The organism is Floricoccus penangensis (assembly GCF_001832885.1).
In the GTDB taxonomy this organism is placed as follows: domain Bacteria; phylum Bacillota; class Bacilli; order Lactobacillales; family Streptococcaceae; genus Floricoccus; species Floricoccus penangensis.
Map to the genome: position 1 here is coordinate 309,575 of NZ_MKIQ01000028.1, position 22,024 is coordinate 331,598.

General features: G+C 32.7%; 22 protein-coding genes. 6 read left to right on the plus strand and 16 right to left on the minus strand.

The features are described 5' to 3' along the window. Position 1: 1 nt before the first annotated feature. The 11 genes from BG262_RS08130 to BG262_RS08180 all read right to left on the minus strand — a co-directional run bounded on the left by BG262_RS08130 (position 2) and on the right by BG262_RS08180 (position 10,611). The gene (locus BG262_RS08130; RefSeq protein WP_233278841.1) at positions 2-436 is read right to left on the minus strand and encodes a DUF948 domain-containing protein; all 435 of its coding nucleotides are present in this window, start codon (positions 434-436) and stop codon (positions 2-4) included. A gap of 62 nt (positions 437-498) precedes the next feature. Continuing rightward, entirely contained in the window at positions 499-1,284 is a 786-nt protein-coding gene (lgt, locus tag BG262_RS08135; protein ID WP_070788393.1) for a prolipoprotein diacylglyceryl transferase, read from the minus strand. A 15-nt stretch (positions 1,285-1,299) separates the two neighbouring features. Next, positions 1,300-2,223 carry an HPr(Ser) kinase/phosphatase gene (hprK, locus tag BG262_RS08140; protein ID WP_070788394.1) on the minus strand — a complete coding sequence of 308 codons (924 nt, stop codon included), beginning with the start codon at positions 2,221-2,223 and terminating at the stop codon, positions 1,300-1,302. A gap of 72 nt (positions 2,224-2,295) precedes the next feature. Continuing rightward, entirely contained in the window at positions 2,296-2,916 is a 621-nt protein-coding gene (locus tag BG262_RS08145; protein WP_070788395.1) for a nitroreductase family protein, read from the minus strand. 214 nt (positions 2,917-3,130) lie between these two features. Continuing rightward, positions 3,131-3,472, minus strand: coding sequence for a PspC domain-containing protein (locus tag BG262_RS08150; RefSeq protein ID WP_070788396.1), 342 nt, complete (start codon positions 3,470-3,472; stop codon positions 3,131-3,133). A 153-nt stretch (positions 3,473-3,625) separates the two neighbouring features. Then, entirely contained in the window at positions 3,626-4,780 is a 1,155-nt protein-coding gene (locus BG262_RS08155; protein WP_070788397.1) for a DUF4097 family beta strand repeat-containing protein, read from the minus strand. Positions 4,781-4,912: 132 nt separating this feature from the next. Further along, on the minus strand, positions 4,913-5,797 hold the full coding sequence (locus BG262_RS08160) for a DNA/RNA non-specific endonuclease (protein ID WP_070788398.1): 885 nt from the start codon (positions 5,795-5,797) through the stop codon (positions 4,913-4,915). A gap of 180 nt (positions 5,798-5,977) precedes the next feature. Further along, positions 5,978-6,652 carry a thioredoxin domain-containing protein gene (locus tag BG262_RS08165; protein WP_070788399.1) on the minus strand — a complete coding sequence of 225 codons (675 nt, stop codon included), beginning with the start codon at positions 6,650-6,652 and terminating at the stop codon, positions 5,978-5,980. 43 nt (positions 6,653-6,695) lie between these two features. Continuing rightward, positions 6,696-7,160, minus strand: a complete 465-nt coding sequence (locus BG262_RS08170) for a SprT family protein (protein WP_070788400.1) — start codon at positions 7,158-7,160, stop codon at positions 6,696-6,698. Positions 7,161-7,162: 2 nt separating this feature from the next. Further along, positions 7,163-9,292 carry a Tex family protein gene (locus tag BG262_RS08175; protein ID WP_070788401.1) on the minus strand — a complete coding sequence of 710 codons (2,130 nt, stop codon included), beginning with the start codon at positions 9,290-9,292 and terminating at the stop codon, positions 7,163-7,165. A gap of 173 nt (positions 9,293-9,465) precedes the next feature. Beyond that, positions 9,466-10,611: a hypothetical protein gene (locus BG262_RS08180; RefSeq protein ID WP_070788402.1), complete on the minus strand. Its 1,146-nt coding sequence runs from the start codon at positions 10,609-10,611 to the stop codon at positions 9,466-9,468. A gap of 272 nt (positions 10,612-10,883) precedes the next feature. Here BG262_RS08180 and BG262_RS08185 point away from each other — a divergent pair, with 272 nt between their 5' ends. From BG262_RS08185 to BG262_RS08200, 4 genes are all read left to right on the plus strand, one after another. Beyond that, the gene (locus BG262_RS08185) at positions 10,884-11,747 is read left to right on the plus strand and encodes a hypothetical protein (RefSeq protein WP_143602669.1); all 864 of its coding nucleotides are present in this window, start codon (positions 10,884-10,886) and stop codon (positions 11,745-11,747) included. A gap of 286 nt (positions 11,748-12,033) precedes the next feature. Beyond that, positions 12,034-12,222: an SPJ_0845 family protein gene (locus tag BG262_RS08190; RefSeq protein ID WP_070788404.1), complete on the plus strand. Its 189-nt coding sequence runs from the start codon at positions 12,034-12,036 to the stop codon at positions 12,220-12,222. Continuing rightward, complete coding sequence (locus tag BG262_RS08195; RefSeq protein WP_070788405.1) at positions 12,209-13,129, plus strand: permease; 921 nt, start codon at positions 12,209-12,211, stop codon at positions 13,127-13,129. The genes BG262_RS08190 and BG262_RS08195 overlap by 14 nt, the downstream gene beginning before the upstream one ends. After that, on the plus strand, positions 13,126-13,938 hold the full coding sequence (locus tag BG262_RS08200) for a TIGR03943 family putative permease subunit (protein WP_070788406.1): 813 nt from the start codon (positions 13,126-13,128) through the stop codon (positions 13,936-13,938). Before BG262_RS08195 ends, BG262_RS08200 begins: the two co-directional genes overlap by 4 nt. A 199-nt stretch (positions 13,939-14,137) precedes the next feature. On the opposite strand, the gene BG262_RS10780 is transcribed toward BG262_RS08200, so the two are convergent. Next, complete coding sequence (locus BG262_RS10780) at positions 14,138-14,275, minus strand: hypothetical protein (RefSeq protein WP_158006662.1); 138 nt, start codon at positions 14,273-14,275, stop codon at positions 14,138-14,140. A 351-nt stretch (positions 14,276-14,626) separates the two neighbouring features. Between BG262_RS10780 and zwf the strand changes: the two genes are divergently transcribed. Next, positions 14,627-16,111: a glucose-6-phosphate dehydrogenase gene (gene zwf / locus BG262_RS08205; protein ID WP_070788407.1), complete on the plus strand. Its 1,485-nt coding sequence runs from the start codon at positions 14,627-14,629 to the stop codon at positions 16,109-16,111. A gap of 76 nt (positions 16,112-16,187) precedes the next feature. Here the strand turns inward: zwf and BG262_RS08210 are convergent, their stop codons facing one another. Beyond that, a complete protein-coding gene (locus tag BG262_RS08210; protein WP_070788408.1) occupies positions 16,188-17,846 on the minus strand; it encodes a putative polysaccharide biosynthesis protein in 1,659 nt (552 codons plus the stop codon). A gap of 75 nt (positions 17,847-17,921) precedes the next feature. Between BG262_RS08210 and BG262_RS08215 the strand changes: the two genes are divergently transcribed. Next, the gene (locus BG262_RS08215; RefSeq protein WP_070788409.1) at positions 17,922-19,376 is read left to right on the plus strand and encodes a UDP-N-acetylmuramoyl-L-alanyl-D-glutamate--L-lysine ligase; all 1,455 of its coding nucleotides are present in this window, start codon (positions 17,922-17,924) and stop codon (positions 19,374-19,376) included. Positions 19,377-19,388: 12 nt separating this feature from the next. Here the strand turns inward: BG262_RS08215 and BG262_RS08220 are convergent, their stop codons facing one another. From BG262_RS08220 to pflA, 3 genes are all read right to left on the minus strand, one after another. Further along, positions 19,389-20,168: a DUF1803 domain-containing protein gene (locus BG262_RS08220; protein ID WP_070788410.1), complete on the minus strand. Its 780-nt coding sequence runs from the start codon at positions 20,166-20,168 to the stop codon at positions 19,389-19,391. Beyond that, the gene (locus BG262_RS08225; protein WP_070788411.1) at positions 20,168-21,103 is read right to left on the minus strand and encodes a manganese-dependent inorganic pyrophosphatase; all 936 of its coding nucleotides are present in this window, start codon (positions 21,101-21,103) and stop codon (positions 20,168-20,170) included. Before BG262_RS08225 ends, BG262_RS08220 begins: the two co-directional genes overlap by 1 nt. A gap of 112 nt (positions 21,104-21,215) precedes the next feature. Continuing rightward, positions 21,216-22,007, minus strand: a complete 792-nt coding sequence (gene pflA, locus BG262_RS08230) for a pyruvate formate-lyase-activating protein (protein WP_070788446.1) — start codon at positions 22,005-22,007, stop codon at positions 21,216-21,218. Positions 22,008-22,024: the final 17 nt, after the last annotated feature.

Genomic DNA, 22,024 nt, shown 5'->3' on the forward strand with positions numbered 1-22,024 from the left:
TTTATTGCTCCTTCTTATTCTTATTGTTTTTTCTTTTATTGTTTTTCAAAAGTTTACTTGTTGCTCGACCCACAGTTATTATCGAACTAGCTTTACCAATATTTGAAGACTCTGTTTTAAAGCGTGAAACAAAGTTTTGACCACTTTCATTCACATTTGATACACTATTTGAAAGATCGGCTGCTGTGTGGAAGACCGGATCAATCGTTACCATTTTTTCGTTGACATCATCCAATAAAACACTTGTTTTTGCCAAAATTTGATCAGCCTGACTCGACAATAAATTAGCATCAGTAGTCAGAAGATTTACTGATTTTGTAACCTCATCAACTGTTTTAGATAATTTATTAATGAATTGCACTAAGAATACTACTAGGACAACAAATGCAATGGCAATGATGAGCAAAGCAATTTGTCCCAACCCTATTTGTTCCACAAAAACCTCCTTCTAAAGCGCTACAGCGCTAACTAAATTACTGTTATTATAACAAAATATTTTTAATCTTGATAATATTTTCCCTTTTTCTTTGACTGATAAATGGTTATCCCAATACCCGCCAACAAAATAAGAATCGATACAATCTGAGAAACTCTTATTGGACCAAGCATTAAGCTATCCGTTCTCATACCTTCAATAAAGAAACGACCTATTCCATACCAAATTAGATAAAAGGCAAAAATTTGACCCCTTCTCATAAATTTCGGTATGCGACGCAATATTATAATAATAACAAATCCTATAAGGTTCCAGATACTTTCATAAAGAAAAGTAGGTACTCTATATTGGCCGTCAATAAACATTTGATTTTGAATGAACTTTGGCAAATAATCTAAATTATCTACTGCCTTACCATAGGCTTCCTGATTAACAAAATTTCCCCAACGTCCAATTGCCTGAGCTAAAAAAATACCAGGACTTATTACATCCAGAAAATCATAAACATTAATAAACTTGTAATAGCAGTATATTATCAAAACAATCAGGCCAGTTATTAAACCTCCATAAATGGCTAAACCACCATTCCAAATTGCAAATATTTCAGATAAATGCTTTGAGTAATATGACCATTCGAAGATGACATAGTATAATCTTGCTCCAATTATCGAAATTGGAAACGCCATTAATATGAAGTCCAGGATATCATCAGGTTTAATATTTTTTCTTGGAGCCTCTCGCATGGCAAGGACAACTGCAAGGACGGCACCCAACGTTATAAATAGTGCATACCAATGTACTTGAATAGGTCCAAAACTAAAAGCAACTGGATTAATAGTTAAAAACATCATTCCTCCTAACTTTTAGCTATTTTCTTTGATTAAAGTATTTAAATTTTTAACAAAATTTTCAGTTGCATCATATCCCATGTTTTTAGCATGGAAGTTCATAACAGCAGCTTCAATAATTACTGATATGTTTCGACCAGTTTGGACTGGAATTTCAATTTGAGGAACTTTAACTTCAGCAAGTTCAATTGATTTTGTTCCATTACCAAGGCGATCATATTGATAGCCTTTTTCATATGGTACAAGATTTACTGCAAGATTTATTTCTCCATAATCCTTTACTGCACCTGCACCGAAAAGCATCATAACATCAATAATCCCAACACCACGAATCTCCATTAAATGTTTAAGCACATCAGCTGGTTGCCCCATAAGGGTAAACTCATTCTTACGATAAACATCAACACGGTCATCAGCAATCAGACGGTGTCCACGTTTAACCAACTCTAAACCGGTTTCACTCTTACCAACACCACTCGCACCTTGAATCAAGACACCTGTACCAAAAATATCCATATGTACTCCATGGACTGTATGGCGCTCTGCTAACGCTTCTATAAGATATGTTGTAAGATTTGCAGATAATCTACTAGTGACCTCATTAGATTGAAGTAAAGCAACATCCTGTTTCTTAGCAGCCGCGTACATTTCGTTAGGAATTTCAAGACCACGCGCAACAATTACCGCTGGTGTTTCCGGCGTAATAATTTGTTTCAAACGGTCATAACGATTATCACTAGTATACTTCATCATATAAGACCACTCTTTCATCCCAAAGAGTTGAATACGCTCTGGGGTGTAATAGTCAAAATACCCTGACATTTCAAGACCTGGTCGTGAAATATCAGCAGTAGTAACATCTCTTTCTAAAGCCTCATCACTTGCTTGTACGACTTGAAGCTTAATCTTGTTTACTAAATCACTAACACTTACAGACATTCTTGTTCTCCTTATTATTGTTATGTTTATTATAGCAAAAAAAGGGGTTACTTGACCCCCTATTTATCAAGATTAAACAAATTTTGTGATATCTTCAGCAGGAATACGATAAGTTGTCTTACCTTCTTCATCCGCAATACCCACACTAATAACAATAGCAGGATTCAAATTATCAGCAGGTGCAAAAGCATCCTTAACTTGATCTCTCACGAACCCTCCAATGACATTAGTATCATAACCAAAATGCCTTGCAGCATTTAAAAAGTTTGCAGTTAGCAGGCCAGTATCAAAAGTCGCAATATGTGCCTTAGAATCATCATCCATAGAAGCATAACTCTTCTTCATGTATGCCACATATTCATCCTTATTTTCGGCAGGAAAATTACCGCTAACTACTTCACCTTCAGCTACCACTTCAATATTATCCTCAAGAATTTGACGTGAGAAAATAATCAAAGCAAAACTTGAAGTTTTAATTTGTTGAACATTCGAGTAAACCATTTGTGACAAATTATCTTTTGCTTCATCGCTCTCAACAACAACAAATTCCCAAGGTTGCATATTTCTACTACTTGGTGACTTAACAGCCAAATTTAAAATATCTAAAATTTCTTGTTTATCTATCTTATTATCTTTATATCTACGAATTGAACGGCGATTAACAACTACGTCCAAAAAATCATTATTACTCATACTTTATAATCCTCCAATATCTTATGAATTATATTATACCTCAAAAATTTTTAATTTTAAAAGTTCAGAACTGGAAAATACGTTCATAATTCACTTACTAATTAAAATATAAATTTCTTAATTACTTCAAAGCTTTCAAGATAAACTACTGGGCTACTTGTTAATACTAACCGTAATATAAAAACCAGCCATGGCTGGTCGTTAAATCTATCTATTAGAAGTCTGCCCAATCGTCCTCATCTTCATGATAAATCGGTTCAGCATCTTTTCTTTTACGTTCAGAATTATTATATCTATCTCTTTGGTTTCGATCATAGTAATTTCCACTGAAACTATCGAAGTTTCTATGGTTTGTAGTTTGGTTTTGTGATTTAGGGATTATTATTGAGAGTAGTATATAAAGGGTAATACCTGGGAAGCCAGAAGAACAAACTGACAGAACCACATAGGCAATTCTCACCCAAGTTGAATCCAGACCGAAATATTCTGAAATCCCTCCTAGAACCCCTGACCAAACCTTATCTGTAGATGACTTTGTCAGTTTTTTCTTTGGCATGATTTTCCTCTTTCTTGTTATTTTGTCTCTATCTATAATATCTTATTTTTCTTGTTTATTTCAAGTGTTATTTAGTTATTTATTGAAGCAAGCTATCTCATGTTTTCAAACAATTGATAGCTTGCTTCACATTATTTGCATTCTTTATCTTATCTATTCAGCATCTTTAAGCCAAATGCTACCCATTTTTGATTCAATATCAAATGTGATTACATCATCACCTTTACGTACAAGGGCGACACCACTCTTACCAATATCTACTGGGTTATCTAATTCAAGACGAGTCTTGTAATTACCAAATGAAGTTTTAGCAAGTCCTGTAATTCCTGCCTTAGATGGAACGGACATTTTAATATCGCCATTAACATTCTTAGCAGTAACTTTTTTAGCCTTTAGTGTCGGCGTCATACGGATGGCTCCATTGACTGAAGAAATATCACTTGTTTCAAAATCAGCATTCACACGAATATCACCATTGATTGTACTTGCCTTAAGATCAGTGAAGTTACCATCCGTAACTTTCAAATCACCATTCTTAGTAGTTAATTCAGCAATAGAAGAAGATAGATCATCAGTATCTAAATCTCCGTTGATTGTTGAAACTCTTACATAATCAATAATTGAAGATGAAATTGAAACTTCTCCATTGATTGTATTAATAGTAAGTGAATCATAACGTTTTGCTGGTAAGCTAATCACCATATCAGCTGAGATGCGTTTGCTTGGAATATTAATATCAAGAATTCCTGCATCATCTGTAACTGTTACATTTTCTTCAATGAATTTTTCTGGATCATCTACACCGAATACTTCAAAATCAAAGTCGATTTTAACCTTATCATCAGAACTTTTAACAATTTCTACATCTCCTGTTTGTGATGCTATATTAATTGCACGGATGTCCTTATCAATTGTTCTACTTTCAGATTTTTTAGTAGTTTTTACTTTGAAAGTTCCACCCTTCCATTCAAAGTTATCATCAACTTTACTCTTAACATTGTCAAATAGTTCATTTCCCCATCCAACAAATCCTTTAAAGGCTTCTCCTAAAGTATCAGCGAAATCTGCTGCTTCTTTTTCGATTTTCTTTTTATCTTCCTCACTTTTAGAAGAATATTCATCATTTATTTTATCAAAATCTGCTCCATCAAAGAATGTTGAAGGATCGAATCCAGAAAAGATGTCTTCTGTTCCTGCAGTATTTACTTCTTTATTTTTATTTTCTAAGTTTTCAAGTAATTCGATTGCTTCTTCGTTTGAGATAACTCCACGACGCATCAAATCTAAAATTCTTTCTTTTTTGTTCATTTGTTTTTCCCTCCTGTTAGGTATGTATACATTATGCCAAATTAAAAGCATAAAAAAATCAGTCCATGGACTGAAATTAAAAAAGGTGCTGAATCGACTGCTAAAAGTTTAAACAGGATTAAACTTCAATATTTAGTTTTGTTTTTCCTGCACACTATTTTGTCCGGTTAAGTAATCAATCTCAACACCTGGTTGTACATTGAAAACATAAACATTTAAATCATAAGTCTTTCCATCATCTTCAATGCTTTTAGCCATCATTTGTACTCCACGAGGTAGAAGTTCATTACCTGAATATATTGGTGTAACACGATAGCGAATGTGAGTCTTACCATAATACAAGGCATTAGAAATCTTACCTTCATAATAGTTCATACCTGGATTATTAAAAGCACGAGTACCTGTTACTAAATTCTCCATACTACCAGCGTCAGCTATAAACATCCAAGCGATCAGATGACTCCTATTATAGAGAGCTTGATTTTCGCCATCAAAATATATCTGTCCATTGTTAGATCTTCCTTTATAGCGCCAACCCACAGGATCGTTACCTTGCGGAATTCTCGGACGCTGAATAGATTTAACCTTCATATAAGTATCCCGATTAAGTCTAGCATTGGCTTCTTGCGCCCTACCTAACTTATCACGCTTGGAAAACTTAACCCAAAAATCTTCACTTCCATCCTCTTTAAGATCGGAATCAGTAAAAGTTGATTTATTATTGTTGACTGGTACTGCAATATTCTGCATTGTACCATCCCATTTTAGGTTTAAAAGTGATTCATCATCAGCTGATTGAACAACCTCTTTTTCCTTCTTAGGTTTCTCAACCTCCTCGTACCGCGGACTATCTTTTCCGACCGGAGGTTGTTTACTTTCATATTCATTTAAAAAATAAAAAGCTAGTGCAAAGGCAAGAACGACCAATATCGCTAAAAAAGGAGATTTCTTTTTCGCCTTACCAAACAAAAAGTTCTGTAATTGTCTTAAAAGCGATCTATTATATTTGTTATTCATATTTTTCTTCCATAATAAAATATTTTTCTATATCTTCTTACCTATGAATAATGACTTAGATAAGCATAATATCTAATTTTAGCACATAAAATTATAAACTAAAAGACAATAAAAAAGATACCAAGCTATGTTGAACATGTTGCTTGATATCATTCAGATAATATATATTTTTCCTAAAAACTAATTTTTAGCGTTCTTAGTAGCTTCTTTCCACTTTTTAATAGCAGCTACATCCATATCTGACCAAAAGTCAATTGTGTGTCCATCATTATCAACAATTTTCACAAGTGGCATTGATTTCACACCATATTTTTCTTTAATCTTTTCTACTTTTGAAAGTGACCAGTTTTTCTTATTTTCATCTTCACTTAAAATATCAATAACATTTGTTTCGTCAATATTATCTTTATAGTAATCTTGAACAGTCAAACTTACATCAATACCTTCATCATTTTTAATTGATTTAGCGAAATTTTGTTTAGTAATTCTACACTTCATACAGTTTGGAGTTGAATACATAACAACATGTAAACCAGAATTAAGAGGAGTTATAATTACGTTAAGGTTTGCCATAAGTACATTGCTATCAGAAAATCCATGTTTAGCCATTACTTCTTCTTGTTCAGAAGTCAATCCTTCAAATTGATAGCCAATTTTTGAAATTTTATCATATTGATGATTATCGTCGCCTGTAACCTCAAGAGTCTCAAAATCCGAAACTACAACATCAAAATTATCAGCATTATCTAAATATTTACTAGATAGATTGCTCTTGATAGCCTCTGAAAGTTCTTCTTTAACATTATCTTGATTAACAAGTTTTAAGTTCTTACCCTTTTTTAAAATAAATTGCATTTCTTCTCCTTAAACATTATTAACTTTTTATAAAATACCTAATTTATATTTCCTTCAATCTGCCCCGGCATTTACCACATACATATTTTATGGTATTTATTCTTCTTTTTCTAACATATCTTTGTCCGCACTTTGTACATATGTACTTATGTTGACTGGAAATTGGGGTTTGCGGTCTGTCGTAAGTCGGTGTATATCTTAAGCCATCAACTGCCTTAAGAAGATTTTTGAAATCTCTGTCAACATGCTGGTAACCTTTACCTGCCTTGTATAAATGGTAATGACAGAGTTCATGCCTTACAATTCCCCTAAAGACATTTAAGTCGAATTTTTCATAGATTTTTGGATTAAAATCTAGATGGAAATCTTTTGGGAAAAAGCGACCACCTGTTGTCCTCAAGCGATTGTTCCAGAATGCCTGATTTATAAAAGCAATACCAAAATCTTCAAGCGACACTTTTTCAACATATTCTTGAAGATTAAAGTCCTGCCAACTTACAGTATTCATTATTAACCTCGTGGGTCCAACAGACTTAGGTTGACCTTACCACGTTCATTATCAATTTTATCAACCCAGACAGTTACGATTTCACCAACAGCCACCACTTCCGATGGGTGTTTAATGAAATTTTTACTGATTTTAGAGATATGAATTAGACCATCTTCCTTGATACCAATATCAACAAAAGCTCCAAAATCAACTACATTACGTACAACACCTTCTAATTTTTGACCTATAGAAAGATCCTTGATAGATAGAACATCCTGTCTTAAAACTGGTGCATCAAAGCTATCACGCATATCACGACCAGGTTTCATCAAATCAGCCACAATATCACGAAGAGTCTCTTGACCGACCTCAAGTTTTTCAGCCATTTGAGGATAATTAATATTCTCTAATTTTTTACGTGCATCATCGTCTAAGTCATTTATCTTCAAATCATTTAAAAGATTCTTAACAACATTATAAGACTCTGGGTGAACACCCGTATTATCCAAAACATTTTTCCCGTTAGGAATACGCAAGAAACCAGCTGCCTGCTCAAATGCCTTAGCACCTAAGCGCGGTACTTTCTTAATTTCACTACGACTTGCAAGAGCGCCATTTTCCTCGCGGTACTTAACAATGTTTTCAGCAATCGTTTTATTAAGACCAGATACATGGCTTAAAAGTGCCGGACTAGCGGTATTTACGTTGACACCAACCTGGTTAACTACTGTTTCAACGACGAAGTCTAGATTTTCAGCAAGCTTCTTATCACTAACATCATGTTGATATTGTCCTACCCCGATTGATTGTGGGTCGATTTTAACTAGCTCTGCCAGTGGATCTTGTAATCTGCGTGCTATAGAAATTGCGCTACGTTTTTCAACAGTAAGCTCAGGAAACTCTTTACGTGCAAGTTCACTAGCTGAGTAAATTGATGCTCCTGATTCATTAACAATTACATAGTAAGCATCAAGATTTTCATTCTTAATAACTTCAGAAACAAAAGATTCACTTTCACGTGATGCAGTACCATTACCAATGGCAATCATTTCAACACCATATTTTTTGATAATAGCTGCTAAATCTTTTTTAGCCTGTTCAATTTCACTAGCCTTAGCAGGTTTAACTGGATAGATAACTTTTGTTTCCAAAAGCTTCCCAGTCTCATCCACAACAGCAAGTTTTGCTCCTGTACGGAAGGCAGGGTCAAAACCTAAGATAACCTTACCTTTTAAAGGCGCTACTAAAAGAAGATTACGTAAATTTTCAGAGAAGACCTTGATAGCAGAATCTTCAGCTGCCTCAGTGATTTCACTTCTAATCTGTCTCTCCATAGCAGGAATGATTTTCTTTTTGGTACTATCTTTAATTGCTAAAGACAGATATTTATTATTTCGAGCATTGAAGCGAGTTTCAAAGAAACGCTCAATCTTCTCATCATTATTTTCAAATTTAACTGATAAAATCCCTAATTTTTCACCACGATTAAGGGCTAGAACACGGTAATTTGGAAGTTTTGAAAGGTCATTATCAAAGTCATAATACATTTGAAAGACCTTCTTCTCATCAAGGCTTTCATCCTTAACTTTTGAAGCAATACGACTATTATTTTTAATTTCAGACAAAGTCCAATTTCTTAATTTTACATCTTCGCTGATAGCTTCGCTTAAAATAGCCAGTGCTCCATCTAATGCAGCCTTGCCATCTTTTACATTTTCATTTACGAATTTTTCAGCCTCATCCTCAATATTAGGAACGTTTTGCATGATTAGCTTAGCTAGTGGGAATAGTCCATTCTCACGCGCAATAGTAGCCTTAGTACGACGTTTTTCCTTATAAGGAAGATACAAGTCTTCAACCTCTTGAAGTTTCTCAGATGCCTCAATTTGAGCGCGTAGCTCATCCGTAAGTTTCCCTTGCTCCTCGATTTTTGCAAGAACTGTCGCCTTACGGTCATCTAATTTTTCAAGCTGATTATGGCTATCAATGATTTCTTTAATTTGTACCTCATCAAGACTACCTGTCATTTCCTTACGGTAGCGGGCGATAAAAGGAATTGTATTTCCCTCTTGAGTAAGTTGCAACACAGTCTCGACTTGACTTGTTTTTAAAGATAAATTTTGTGCGATTTTTTCAATATTTTTTTCCATAGCAATTTATTCTATCATACCATTTAACATATTGCACCCTATATCTATATACCCTTATAATATAAGCAATCATACTTATATCAACTCCCTTACATACCCCTATATTTCTAAAAAAGACAAACAAAATAAAGCGGACAAGCTGGATAGAAAAAATCACGTTGCGAGCGTGATTTTTATTTGTTGTAGAAATTCATGTCATCAATTTTTATGCCATCAATTACTGAATACAATGAACTATGGGGTTTCACATCTTCAATTTTTTTATCAATTTTGTCTTCTAAAGAGAACCCTTTTAGAAATTTTTCAATCATTAATATATTGTTAAAAACTTTAGATTCATCTAGTATTATTTCTCCAGACATATCTTCAACACCATCTATAAAAAATTCGTAGTATTCTTGATATTTAACAAATCGTAATTCTTTAAGCGCACTTTCGGACTTGACATTTCGTTCCGTACAAAGTTCTTCTGACAAAGAACCAAATAGATTTACAGTAAAAGCACCTCGTTTTTCGATATTAGAAAAGATATAACTTTTTCTAATTTCTAGAGCTAAGTCAAAAGAGCTATCATCCAATATACACGAATATGCAATAAGACACAATTCATCAGAGTTTATGTTTGATACCAATAGATTAAGAAAAAAATCTTTTTGCTTATTTGAAACAAATCCATTTGATATAGAATCATTTAATAAAAATAATATTTGTTGTATGCTCATAATAAAATTTTTATATTTAATATGCACTTGTTGATCGTCATCATCATTAAATATTGAATAAAAATTATCCCGTATATAATTCAAGTTATTTTCAAACATTAAATTTAAAATTTCGTTATTAAGCCATAACTCCCTAATTTCTTTAGATCTTGTATTATTATTAATTAATTCTCTTTTTGCTCTAAAAACATTATCAAGTAACATAAAAAAATCATCATGAACCATTTTATAATTTTTTTCTCTATCAGATTTTATTTTATCACTATCTCTTTCGGCTTTGTTTACTTTCTGTATTGATAACGTGTTCTGGAAGACTATGAAAGTCAATATGATGCCTAATAATTGAAGTGAAATTTTTACAAATTCTAATCGCGAAAATGTCGTTCTATCTGTAACTGTGTAAAATCGAATTTTTGTATATAGCCACATTACCGAGGGTAATAAGATTATACCTACAATTAAAAAAATAAAAAAATAGACTAAGTATTTAACTAATTTTCTATTATCTACATTTTCAAGTTTTTCGCTTATCCAGTTACTAAATTTAGTAAAAGGCTCCCAACAAGGTTTCTTGTTCTCTTTATCTTTATTTTCCATAGACTGGCTCCTCACATTTATAACATAATTATATCAAATAGCATAACAGAATAAAATTGTTCTTTCGGATTATGCAAACTAGTGATAAAATTGCAATGATAAATATTAAAGTTTATTATAGCTATAATTTCTATCAAGTTATTAAATAACAAAACATAATATATAGAATAAGAAACGCGAGGATGGCTACTTTGAGCTCGAATACAAATACAACAAATTGGATACAGAAGATTATAGAATTATTATTTATCCCAATATTTCTTGGAGTAGTTATGTACTCAATAAATCAATTTCAATCTTATATTGATCACAAAAATAGTGTAAACAAGATTATAAAAAATATGAAATTAGGAAAAACCGAAGAATATATTACTTCAAACTTGGGGGCTCCAATAAGTAGCTGGAATGAAAAAATTGATGACACAGTATTAAAACAAAACATTTATGAAATAAATGATATATATTTCAAAGCTTCATTTGACAAGAATAGTTCAGTAGGATATTTTTTTTATAATTTATTTGACAATGATTTTATTAATCTATCTATATTTTCTGTATCTAATATTGCTTTAGGGAAAGATAATTATGATGATCTTAACAAAGAAAAGCAACCCTATACTTTTTCAAATAGAGATATAAAATTTTGCAATAATATCCAAATCCAACAAGGTAATAAACCATATGATATATATTACTCAGAATGGTATTATTGGGGCAATTTAGCATCATATAATACTATAGTTTATGGAAATTTCTCTAAGATAAATAAAAACTTTAATAATTCTAATAGTTTAAAAATAAAACAACCTAAATTTCTTACTAATACTTATTATAATCTACTAGTCCCAAATTCATTTCAGAAGTCATTAGAAAATAAATTTACAAATGAAGATTATATAGAAAATGAGCTGATATTTGATATGAACAAATCATATAATAATAACTGTGAAAATGGGAAGTGCATTATTAAGGAAAAAGCAAAAATTTCTGAAATTTTAAATATTACAAATACAAATTATAAAAAAGCTAAACCGAATGTATATGGTTTAATAGCTCCAGGATATGAAGATAAGGTATCTATTACAAGTATAGACCGTAAAAATAATATGTTCTTCAACTACCTATATCCTAATTAATCATTGAAAATTTGCATTTTTCCATATTTTAATATTTTTCCATATTTTACAAGTTAGTGATAAAATATTATAAGAAACGAGGTGTACCTACATGTCAGCTGTAATTTTAGGGCTTCTGAAAGCTATTGTACCATCGCTAATAATTATTGGTTTGTTTTTCCTATTCACTCGTAAGGATAAATAGGCTAATTTAAACAATAATTATAATTTTCACATTTAAATTAAGAAATCTTTAATACTTTAGTAGTATTATTTAATAATAATTGATCAAAGAACGGAGAAACACATGGGACTAACATACAAAAAAAGAGATGACCTTGAAAAAGTACTTGGCGAGTTTGCTACTTTTCCAGATGATTTTTTAAATACAAAAACTGATAAAGTCGTTGAAGCTCAAAAAGATGCAAATATTCAAGTTAAAACTGAGCAAAAACCTGATGCAGATGATAAAAAGGATTTAAATACAAATGCTTAACAATTTACCATATGGGGTGCTTCAATGTGCGACAATTTTTATGTCAATCATTATTGAAGCACTTCCTTTTGTTTTACTGGGGTCAATCGTTTCAGGATTTCTAGAAGTCTTTTTAACACCTCAGTTTATAAACAAAATACTACCTAAAAATAAAGTCCTAAGAATTTTCTTTGGTGTCTTCCTAGGATTTTTCTTCCCTTCATGCGAGTGTGGTATTGTACCAATAGTCCACAGACTGATGGCAAAAGGAATACCTGGCTACACAGCTCTTCCCTTCATGGTTGCAGCTCCAATCGTAAATCCAGTTGTCCTTTTTGCAACATATATCGCTTTTGGTAATTCATGGCGTTTTGCCCTCCTTCGTATGTTTGGAGCAATCTTAATAGCTACAATCGTCGGACTATTCATCGCTTACATTTACAACGGGGACATCCTTAAAGAAGGTGATATAGAAATCAGTCATAGTCATGACCACCATCATACACACGATACAAACCATAAAGAAAATCTAGGACATAGAATTTGGGATGCTCTAAGTCATGCCATTGATGAGTTCTTTGATACTGGTCGCTACCTAATAATCGGGAGTGCAATAGCAAGTATCATGCAAATCTATATTCCTACTCGCTATATCACCAATATCAGCCACAATAAGCTAATGGCAGTTTTACTAATGATGCTTCTAGCATTCATCATGTCTCTATGTTCAGAAGCAGACGCCTTTATTGGTTCAAGTCTTCTGGGGCTCTTCGGTCCAGCTCCAGTAATCGCCTTTCTACTATTTGGACCAGTTGTTGATATTAAAAACTTATTGATGATGAATCGCTTCTTCAAGACTAAATTCACCCTTCAATTTATAGCAATAGTCACACTAGCTACCATCATTTTTGCGGAGGTGTTCGTATGATTAGATTCCTCATATTATCAGGCTATTTCGAGCTCATGATGTATCTCATGGCCACAGGAAAGCTAAATCAATATATCAACGTTCACTACAGTTACCTAGCAATCCTTTCAATGATTCTTTCCTTTATCTTATCCCTTGTCCAACTGATTAATTGGGTAAAATCAAATAGCAAATCAGATAAAGAAAGCTTCAAAGCTAAGTACAAAAAAGCTTTTTCATATCTCCTACTAGCTACACCCCTTCTGATTTGTCTGTTTATCCCTTACAAGTCACTAGATGCTTCAGTTGTAGATAGCAAAGGATTTACTTTTCCCCTTGATAAGGAATCTGGAACCAGTGATGATGGTACAAGTATCCAGTATCTTCAGCCTAACACTAGCTCCTACTTCACTAAGTCGGATTACGATGAATTGATGAAAAAGACGCTAGCAAAATATAAGGATTCTGACGAAATAAAAATTGATGAAAAAAATTACATGGAAGCCATGGAATTGATTTATAATTTCCCAAGTGAATTTATCGGGAAAAAGGTTTCATTTACAGGCTTCATTTATAATAACTCACTAGATGGACAAAAATATCAGTTCTTATTCCGCTTTGGAATAATTCACTGTATTGCCGACTCCGGAGTATTTGGACTCATGCTAGATGAAAAAGAAGAGTACGAAAATAATACTTGGGTTCATGTAGAAGGAACAATTGAAAGCAAGTACTTTGCCCCATATAAACGAAACCTCCCAACAGTTCTTGTAAACAAATCAGAAAAAGTTAATAAACCAAGTAATCCATATGTTTATAGAACCTTTTAAAAAGTTATAATCATTTAACTAAATTATATATTTGTAAAAAAAATTTTTTGTTTCATCACCTACCTATTGGTGAGGTCAGAGATAAGTATATTTGATAAAAATAGAACCATATATAAAAATACCTCAATAGCTTAAGCTACTGAGGTATTTTTATTAATATTATCTTTTTACTCGTCTATCAATGATAGATTCTGAAAGATTAAGATTTGCGTCTTTCATTTGGAAATTTTTTTTCTTCTTTTTCTTTTTCTTTCGCTTCACGTCTTTGATCGTGAGCTCGTTCTTCTTCCATTTTCGCTCTTACTTCTTCATCAAAAAGCTCTTTTTCTTTAGTCATAAGTATTCTCCTTTAATTTTTTTATTTGGTGTAGTCTCATACTAAATAAATTTAACTTCTTAGTCAAATAATAACTAATGATTAACTTTTTTATTAAGAATAGCAATGCATTATTGATTATGATATGGTCGTTAATCACCTATATACTTTAATTATGTACATATATTAAGATGGTTAAATTCTATCCTACTCTCAAATTTCAATGATCCTTCAGTAATCTACTCATATTGAAAGCCTGTTATTTTAGTACTACGTTGAAACCATTATACGGTACAGTGCTATCTTTCATGTTTTTGACAGAATTTTATGATAAAATATAGAGAATACTAATAGAAATTAAGGAAATGATATATGTCAAAAGTTTTAATTACAATATTTGGTGCAACTGGTGATCTTGCCAAACGTAAACTTTATCCATCACTTTATCGTTTATATAAATCTGGTGTCCTCGAAGAAGATTTCGCGGTTATTGGAACTGCTCGTAGACCGTGGACAAAAGAAATGTATGAGGATGTTGTTCTTGAAAGCATCTCTAGTCTAGTTGAAAATGAAGAAGATGCTAAAACTTTTGCAAGTCACTTCTACTATCAGGCACATGATGTAAATGACTCTGAACATTATGAAACTTTAAGAGAACTTTCAAATGAACTAGGTGAAAAATATGATACTGATCATAATAAAGTTTTCTTTTTAGCTATGGCTCCGGAATTCTTTGGAACAATTGCAAGTCACTTAAAATCAGAACATATTACTGACGGCAAGGGTTATGAACGATTAATCATTGAAAAACCTTTCGGTACAAGCCTTGCTACTGCAGAAAAATTAAACGACGATTTATCAAAAGCCTTTTCTGAAGACCAAATCTACCGTATTGACCACTATCTAGGCAAAGAAATGATCCAAAATATTTTTGCTATCCGTTTTACTAATTTTGTCTTTGAAAAAATTTGGAATCGCGATTTCATTGATAATATTCAAATCACTTTTGCAGAATCTATTGGTGTTGAAGACCGTGGTGGCTACTACGATCATTCAGGTGCCTTAAAAGACATGGTTCAAAACCACATTCTTCAGGTACTATCTCTTCTTGCTATGGATAAACCTAAAACTTATCACAGCAAAGATATCCTAGCTGAAAAAATAAAAGCTTTGCAATCAATCAAGATTCCATCTACAGAAGAAGTTAAAGAAGACTTTGTCCGTGGACAATATGTTGAAAATGACTTCAACGGCCAACATTTCGTTAGCTACCGTGATGAAAGCCAAGTTGACCCTGAGTCTACGACAGAAACTTTTGCATCTGGTGCCTTCTTTGTTAATAATGGTCGCTTTAACGATGTACCTTTCTTCTTCAGAACAGGTAAACGCATGACTGAAAAAGGGACACGTATCAACATTGTCTTCAAAAAAGAAGATTCTATCTTCGGTCCAGATCAAAAATTACAACAAAACGTTTTAACTATCTACATCCAACCAACCGAAGGATTCTCCTTCCTAATGAACGGCAAAGAAGTTGGTAAAGACTTTAATATCGGTGAAATTAAACTTGATTTCCGTCATGATGCAGCAATTCTAGGTAATTCTCCTGAGGCTTACGAAAAGCTAATTTACGATGTTCTGAAAGGTGATGGTTCAAACTTCACTCATTGGGATGAGTTGAAGGCTAGCTGGACTTTAATTGATAAGATTGTTGATGTATGGTCAAAAAATGAAGTTCCTTTATATGATTATAAAGCAGGAACAATGGGACCAAAAGCAAGTTTCGATTTATTAGAAAAATATGATACCGAGTGGAACTGGACTCCAGACGAATGGTATAAAGAACGTAATTTATAATTAATAATTTTGAACTGCTAACTATTAAGTTGGTAGTTTTTTTACATAAAAAAGAACCTACAAAGTAGGAACTCCTTTAATTTATTTTGAAACGTCTACGAAGACTCACACCTTTATCCCCTAAAAGTATATCAATCATTTTAGATTTCATTATCAGATAGAAATAGGTAGCAAAACCTGTTCCACCTGCAAGAACTATAATAATCAATGATTTTAATTTGGTATTTGGAACAATAAAGAGTTTCAATAGCAAGAACATCACAGCAGTAACTACTGCCATAATAATTGTTAATGTAAGAATTCCAGATAAACGACGAAGAATTGTAGCTACATTAAAATGTGTAATCTCTTGTAATTTAATCAAGTAGATAGTAGCTCCAAACCCATATGCTAAACCACTGGCAATATTTGGTCCATATGATTCAAAGAAATATATAGCTGGAAATTGTAAAATTAATTTTAGAAGAACAGTTATTCCAAAATACTTAAGTGCAAATCTGCTATGTCTTAAAGCTTGTAGATTAGGCGTAAGCATACCGAATAAAGAAATAACGATAGTCAACATAACTGCAAGTACAAATGAATTAAGTGCTAATCGGCTCGGAACTCGGTAAAAGAATGTATATAGAGGCTGAGCAAGAATAGTAATACCTGCAATACTTGGAATTATGAATGCTGCTCCGAGTATAATATTATCTCCAACTAATCTTGCAGCAGATTTCATGTCCCCTTTAACATAGTTTTCTGTTAAAAGTGGAACACTAATACCACTTAGTGATATTACAATTGAAAGTAATATCGCATTAAGTTTATCTGGATTTGCAGAAAAGTAACTAAAGAATACTTGAACCTCATTTAAAGTATAATTACCAATTCTTGTCATCACATTTGAAAAAGTAAATTGGTCTAATAATTTAAAAATTTGAGTTGCACTTCCAAGAATTACGAAAGGTATAGCTTGAGTCACAGTACTGACAAGTAAATCCTTTGATGATATTTCTAATTTACCAGGTCCTGGTGAAATTATTTTAGAAAGAGCTCCAGTTTTATATAAGAAGTATATTAAAACTGCATAACTTGCAATCATACCTACAAAAGCAGCAAATGTACCTTGAGTTACAGCTTCAGGATAATTTCCACTTCCTAATTTCATTATAAGAAAAGCGGTAACTAGCATCCAAATGACTCTGATTAATTGCTCTGCTAATTGACTAAGTGCATTAGGTTTTACATAGTTATTACCTTGGAAAAATCCTCTGATTACACTCATTGATGGAAAAATAAATACAGCTGGTGCTAAACTTCTAAGCACTGGTACTAGGTCTTGTCCACCACCACTCATCGCAGCCAATGCGGGAGACACTATATACATCCCCCCAGCAAATATAAGTCCTGCACCTGTCATGAAGATTAGCATTTGTCTAACTATGCGGTAACTTTGATTTTCATCTCCAAGAGTATTATATTTTGCTACCTCCTTAGCAATACCCAAATTCATACCCGCAGTAGATATTTGCAAGAAAATTGCATATATGGTGTATCCCATAGAGAATAGTGCGTTAGCATTATCTCCATTTTTTCCCATCCACGAATACCAAGGTATAATATATATCAAACCAAGTAATCGAGAGGTAAAGTCAGCAATCGTAGACCAAAAAGCCCCCTCTAACATTTTATTTTTCTGTCTTACTTCAGTATCTTCGAGCACTTGCTCAATTTCTTCAATATTATTCATATCTATATTTTATCTAATTTTCAAACTTTTACAAGATAAATAGACGTTTTTCACAAAATGTTTTATACTTAAATCATGATTAAATTAGATGAATTGATTAAAATCTTGAAAGATGATGAAAACTTTCATGAAATTATCGTAGATGGTTGCTATCACTACGATTACGATAAAAATATTGACTTTAATAAACTTTCATACGACTCTCGTCTTGTAGACGAAAATACATTGTTTTTTGCCAAAGGCCTAAACTTCAGAAAGGAATTTTTAGAAGGAGCAATTAACAAAGGTCTGAAATTTTATATATCTGAAATTGACTACGAAGTAGATATACCTGCTATTATTGTTAGTAACATAAAGCATGCAATGAGCTTAGTAGCTCAAAAATTCTATGATTATCCTCAAAATAGCTTAAAAATATTAGCATTCACTGGAACAAAAGGAAAGACTACTGCTGCTTACTTTGCAAAAAATATCTTAGAACTTTCAAGTAAACAAAAAACTGCAATGCTTTCTACAATGAATACAACACTTGACGGGGTGAACTATTTTAAATCAGCACTAACAACTCCAGAAAGCCTCGATTTATTCCAAATGATGGCCCAAGCGCGTGATAATGGAATGACTCATTTAGTTATGGAAGTTAGTAGTCAAGCCTATAAAACTGCGCGAGTTTATGGTTTAACTTTTGATGTGGGTGTGTTCTTAAATATTTCACCTGACCACATTGGACCAATTGAACACCCAACCTTTGAAGATTATTTCTATTGTAAGAGACAACTTCTCCATAATAGTAAATTTGTTGTAGCTAATTCGGACATGGATCAGTTTTCTGTTATCAAAGAAGAATTAAAAAATAAACCTGCAGCCTTTTATGGCGATAACTCAGAAAATAAAATTACTAACTCAAATCCATTTAATTTTTCTACTAGCGGAACTTTCAACGAAACTTTCAGCATTGAACTTTTAGGTAAATTTAATCAAGAGAATGCCCTCGCTGCAGCTCTTGCCTGTAAAGAACTAGGAGCAACTACTGACGATGTTTTAAATGGTATTGCACAAACTACTGTTCCTGGTCGCATGGAAGTCTTTAAACAAGCAAATGGAGCTCGTGTGTACGTTGACTACGCTCATAACGGTGTAAGTCTTGCCAATCTACTAAATGTCGTTAAAGGTGCTCATAAAGGCAATATTTACCTTATTTTAGGTGCACCAGGTAATAAGGGTGAAAGTCGTCGTGAAGATTTTGGTCATCTCCTTAACGATGAAAAAGAAATCCACGTTATCCTAAGTGCGGATGACCCTAATTTTGAAAACCCTGCAGATATAGCTAAGCAAATTGCCCAATTCATTGAAAGACCAATTGAAACAATTATTGATCGTGAAGAAGCAATTAAAGAAGCAATGAGTAGAACCTTAAGTGATTCAGACGCTGTAATCATCGCTGGTAAGGGAGCAGATGCCTATCAGATTGTTGATGGTGCACATGCCGAGTATGCAGGTGACCATATTATTGCACAAAAATATTTATAGAAAAAATCCAAGCTAGACAATAAAGCTAGTTTGGATTTTTCTTGTCGCCTTCAGTTGAGCTGCAATAAATTCTTCTGGATTATCGAAAGTAATACCTTGAGGATCTGCAAAATCATCATTAATTTCAACATTAATTTTATAATACTTATCATCCACTGCCTCAATATACCCATATTTAATCAAAGTCTGAATAAAAATATCAGGCTTTTTATTAGGTACAAGTTCACGCTTAGTATACTTCAAAAGAAAAACAGTCATATAGCGTAAAGCATAATTAGGATCTACATCCCCCATAATTCTATATATATCCTTTTCAAGAGTAGATAATGGAATACCTTGAGCAACATGATAAAAATAATTTGCTAAATTATCATCTGTCCTTGCAAAATTACTTGAAAAGAAAAACTTCAAATCATTAACTTCATTCTTTAGTAATAAATATGTTTGGCTCTCATTTAATTTTATACTTAATATAGAATTAGATCTCAAGAAAAATGGTTTGCTGTAAGATAAAATTTGAATTTTGTTAGGCTCTTCTGATTCTTCCACTAATTCCTTAGTAAAATCAATATCGTCAAAAACTTTAAAATTGTTATAATAACGACGATTCTCTCTTCTAATTAAACCTGACTGAATATAATCTTCTAATTTTCTATCTAAATTATTCGTATCTTTAAATTCAGCTTTTATTGCCCGCAAAGTTACATCCTGATTAATATCTAGAAATTCTATCAAACTGCGAAAAAACGGCTGTTTAGTCAGCCGATTTTCGTTATATATTTTAATTGACATTATTTTTCAAATGCTTCTGTTAATTGTGGAACTACTTGTTTTTTACGTGATACTGCACCTTCAAGGAAAGCATGGTTATTTTCAAGTTTGAAATTAAATGCAGATTCAACATTATCAACATTTTCACCTAAGTGAAGGATTTCAGAGTTACTATTTACGATATCAGTAATCATAAGTACAAAATCAGAATATCCATTTTCTTCCATTGATGCCTTCATAGCTGCTTCAATTTCGTCTTGACGAGCAAGGACTTCATCAATATCAACAGTATTAACTTGTGCTACACGAACAGCATTACCATTTAGTTCAAATGTTTTAGCATCAATATCAATTAATTCATCAGCAGATTTGCTAGCAAGGTTTGTTCCTGCTTTAAGCATAGCAAGTCCGTATTCTTCAAGATCTACTCCAGCAATTTCAGCTAATTTTGGAGCAATTTCTTTATCAAAATCAGTAGTTGTTGGCGATTTCAAAAGAAGCGTATCAGAAATTAGTCCTGAAAGCATAAGTCCTGCAATCTCACTTGGAATTTCTACTCCATACTCATTATATAATTTGTAAATTACAGATGAGCATGAACCTAGAGGTTCAAGACGCATAAATAGTGGATTTGCAGTTTGGAAATTTGCCACACGGTGGTGGTCAACAACTGCAAATACTTCAACATCTTCAATATCAGAAATTGATTGTTGGAATTCATTATGGTCAGTAAGGGCTACTTTTTCAACGCCCTCAGCTTTAGCAGATTCTACAACACGAGGTGCAGTCACTCCAAATTTTTCAAGGACAAAAGCTGTTTCTTCGTTAACTTCCCCAAGAGCAACTGCTTCTGCATCAAGTTTATCTTCAACTTTTAAAAGGTGAGCAAATGCAACACTAGAAGCAATCGCATCTGTATCAGGGTTTTGGTGACCAAAAACTAAAATTTTTGACATTGTTTTATCTCCATTTATCTTTTTTTCTTCATACTATTCTAGCAAATTTTCTTCATTTTTTCTAGCTATAAGAAAAAGCGAAACATCGTTCGCCCTACTCTTTTGAGTTAATCTATGCTCTATGTACCCTTGTCAAATATTCAGTATATGATTCGGTATGCATTAATTCCTTTGCATTTTCAACTCTTTCTTTTGTTGGCGGCTTTACACCAGCAAGTGGATATTTAAGGCCCATCTCCTGCCATTTGATTTCACCCATTGTATGGTATGGAAGAATTTCAAACTTATCAACATTTTTAAGAGTTTTAACAAATTTATCTAATTCAATCAAATCTTCATCAAAATCTGTTTCACCTGGAACTAATACGTGTCTAACCCACGCTGGTACTCCATAGTCAGAAAGATATCTAGCAAAATCTAAAATGGTTTTATTATCATGACCAGTTAAAATCTTATGACGTTTAGGATTTATTTCTTTCAAGTCTAGTAAAACCAAATCTGTAACATCTAAGAGAGCATTTATTGTTTCTAAAAACTCTGGACTTCTATTGAATGGAAGTGCTGCCGTATCAAGAGTTGTATGTATTCCAAGTTCATGTGCTCTAGTAAATAAAGCAGTAACAAACTCAGCTTGTAGCATTGCTTCACCACCACTAACTGTAATACCACCATTTTTACCCCAGAATGATTTAAAGCGAAGTGCCTCATTTAAAACATCTTCAACAGTTCTTTCTTCAGCTTTTTCACTTTTAAATGCTAAAGTATCTGGATTATGGCAATATTTGCAACGCATTTTACAACCTTGCATAAATATAATAAAACGAATCCCTGGACCATCTACACTACCAAAACTTTCAGTAGAATGAACTAAACCAGTAACTTGTGTAATATCTTTTTCAGTCATCTCTAACTCTCCATCGT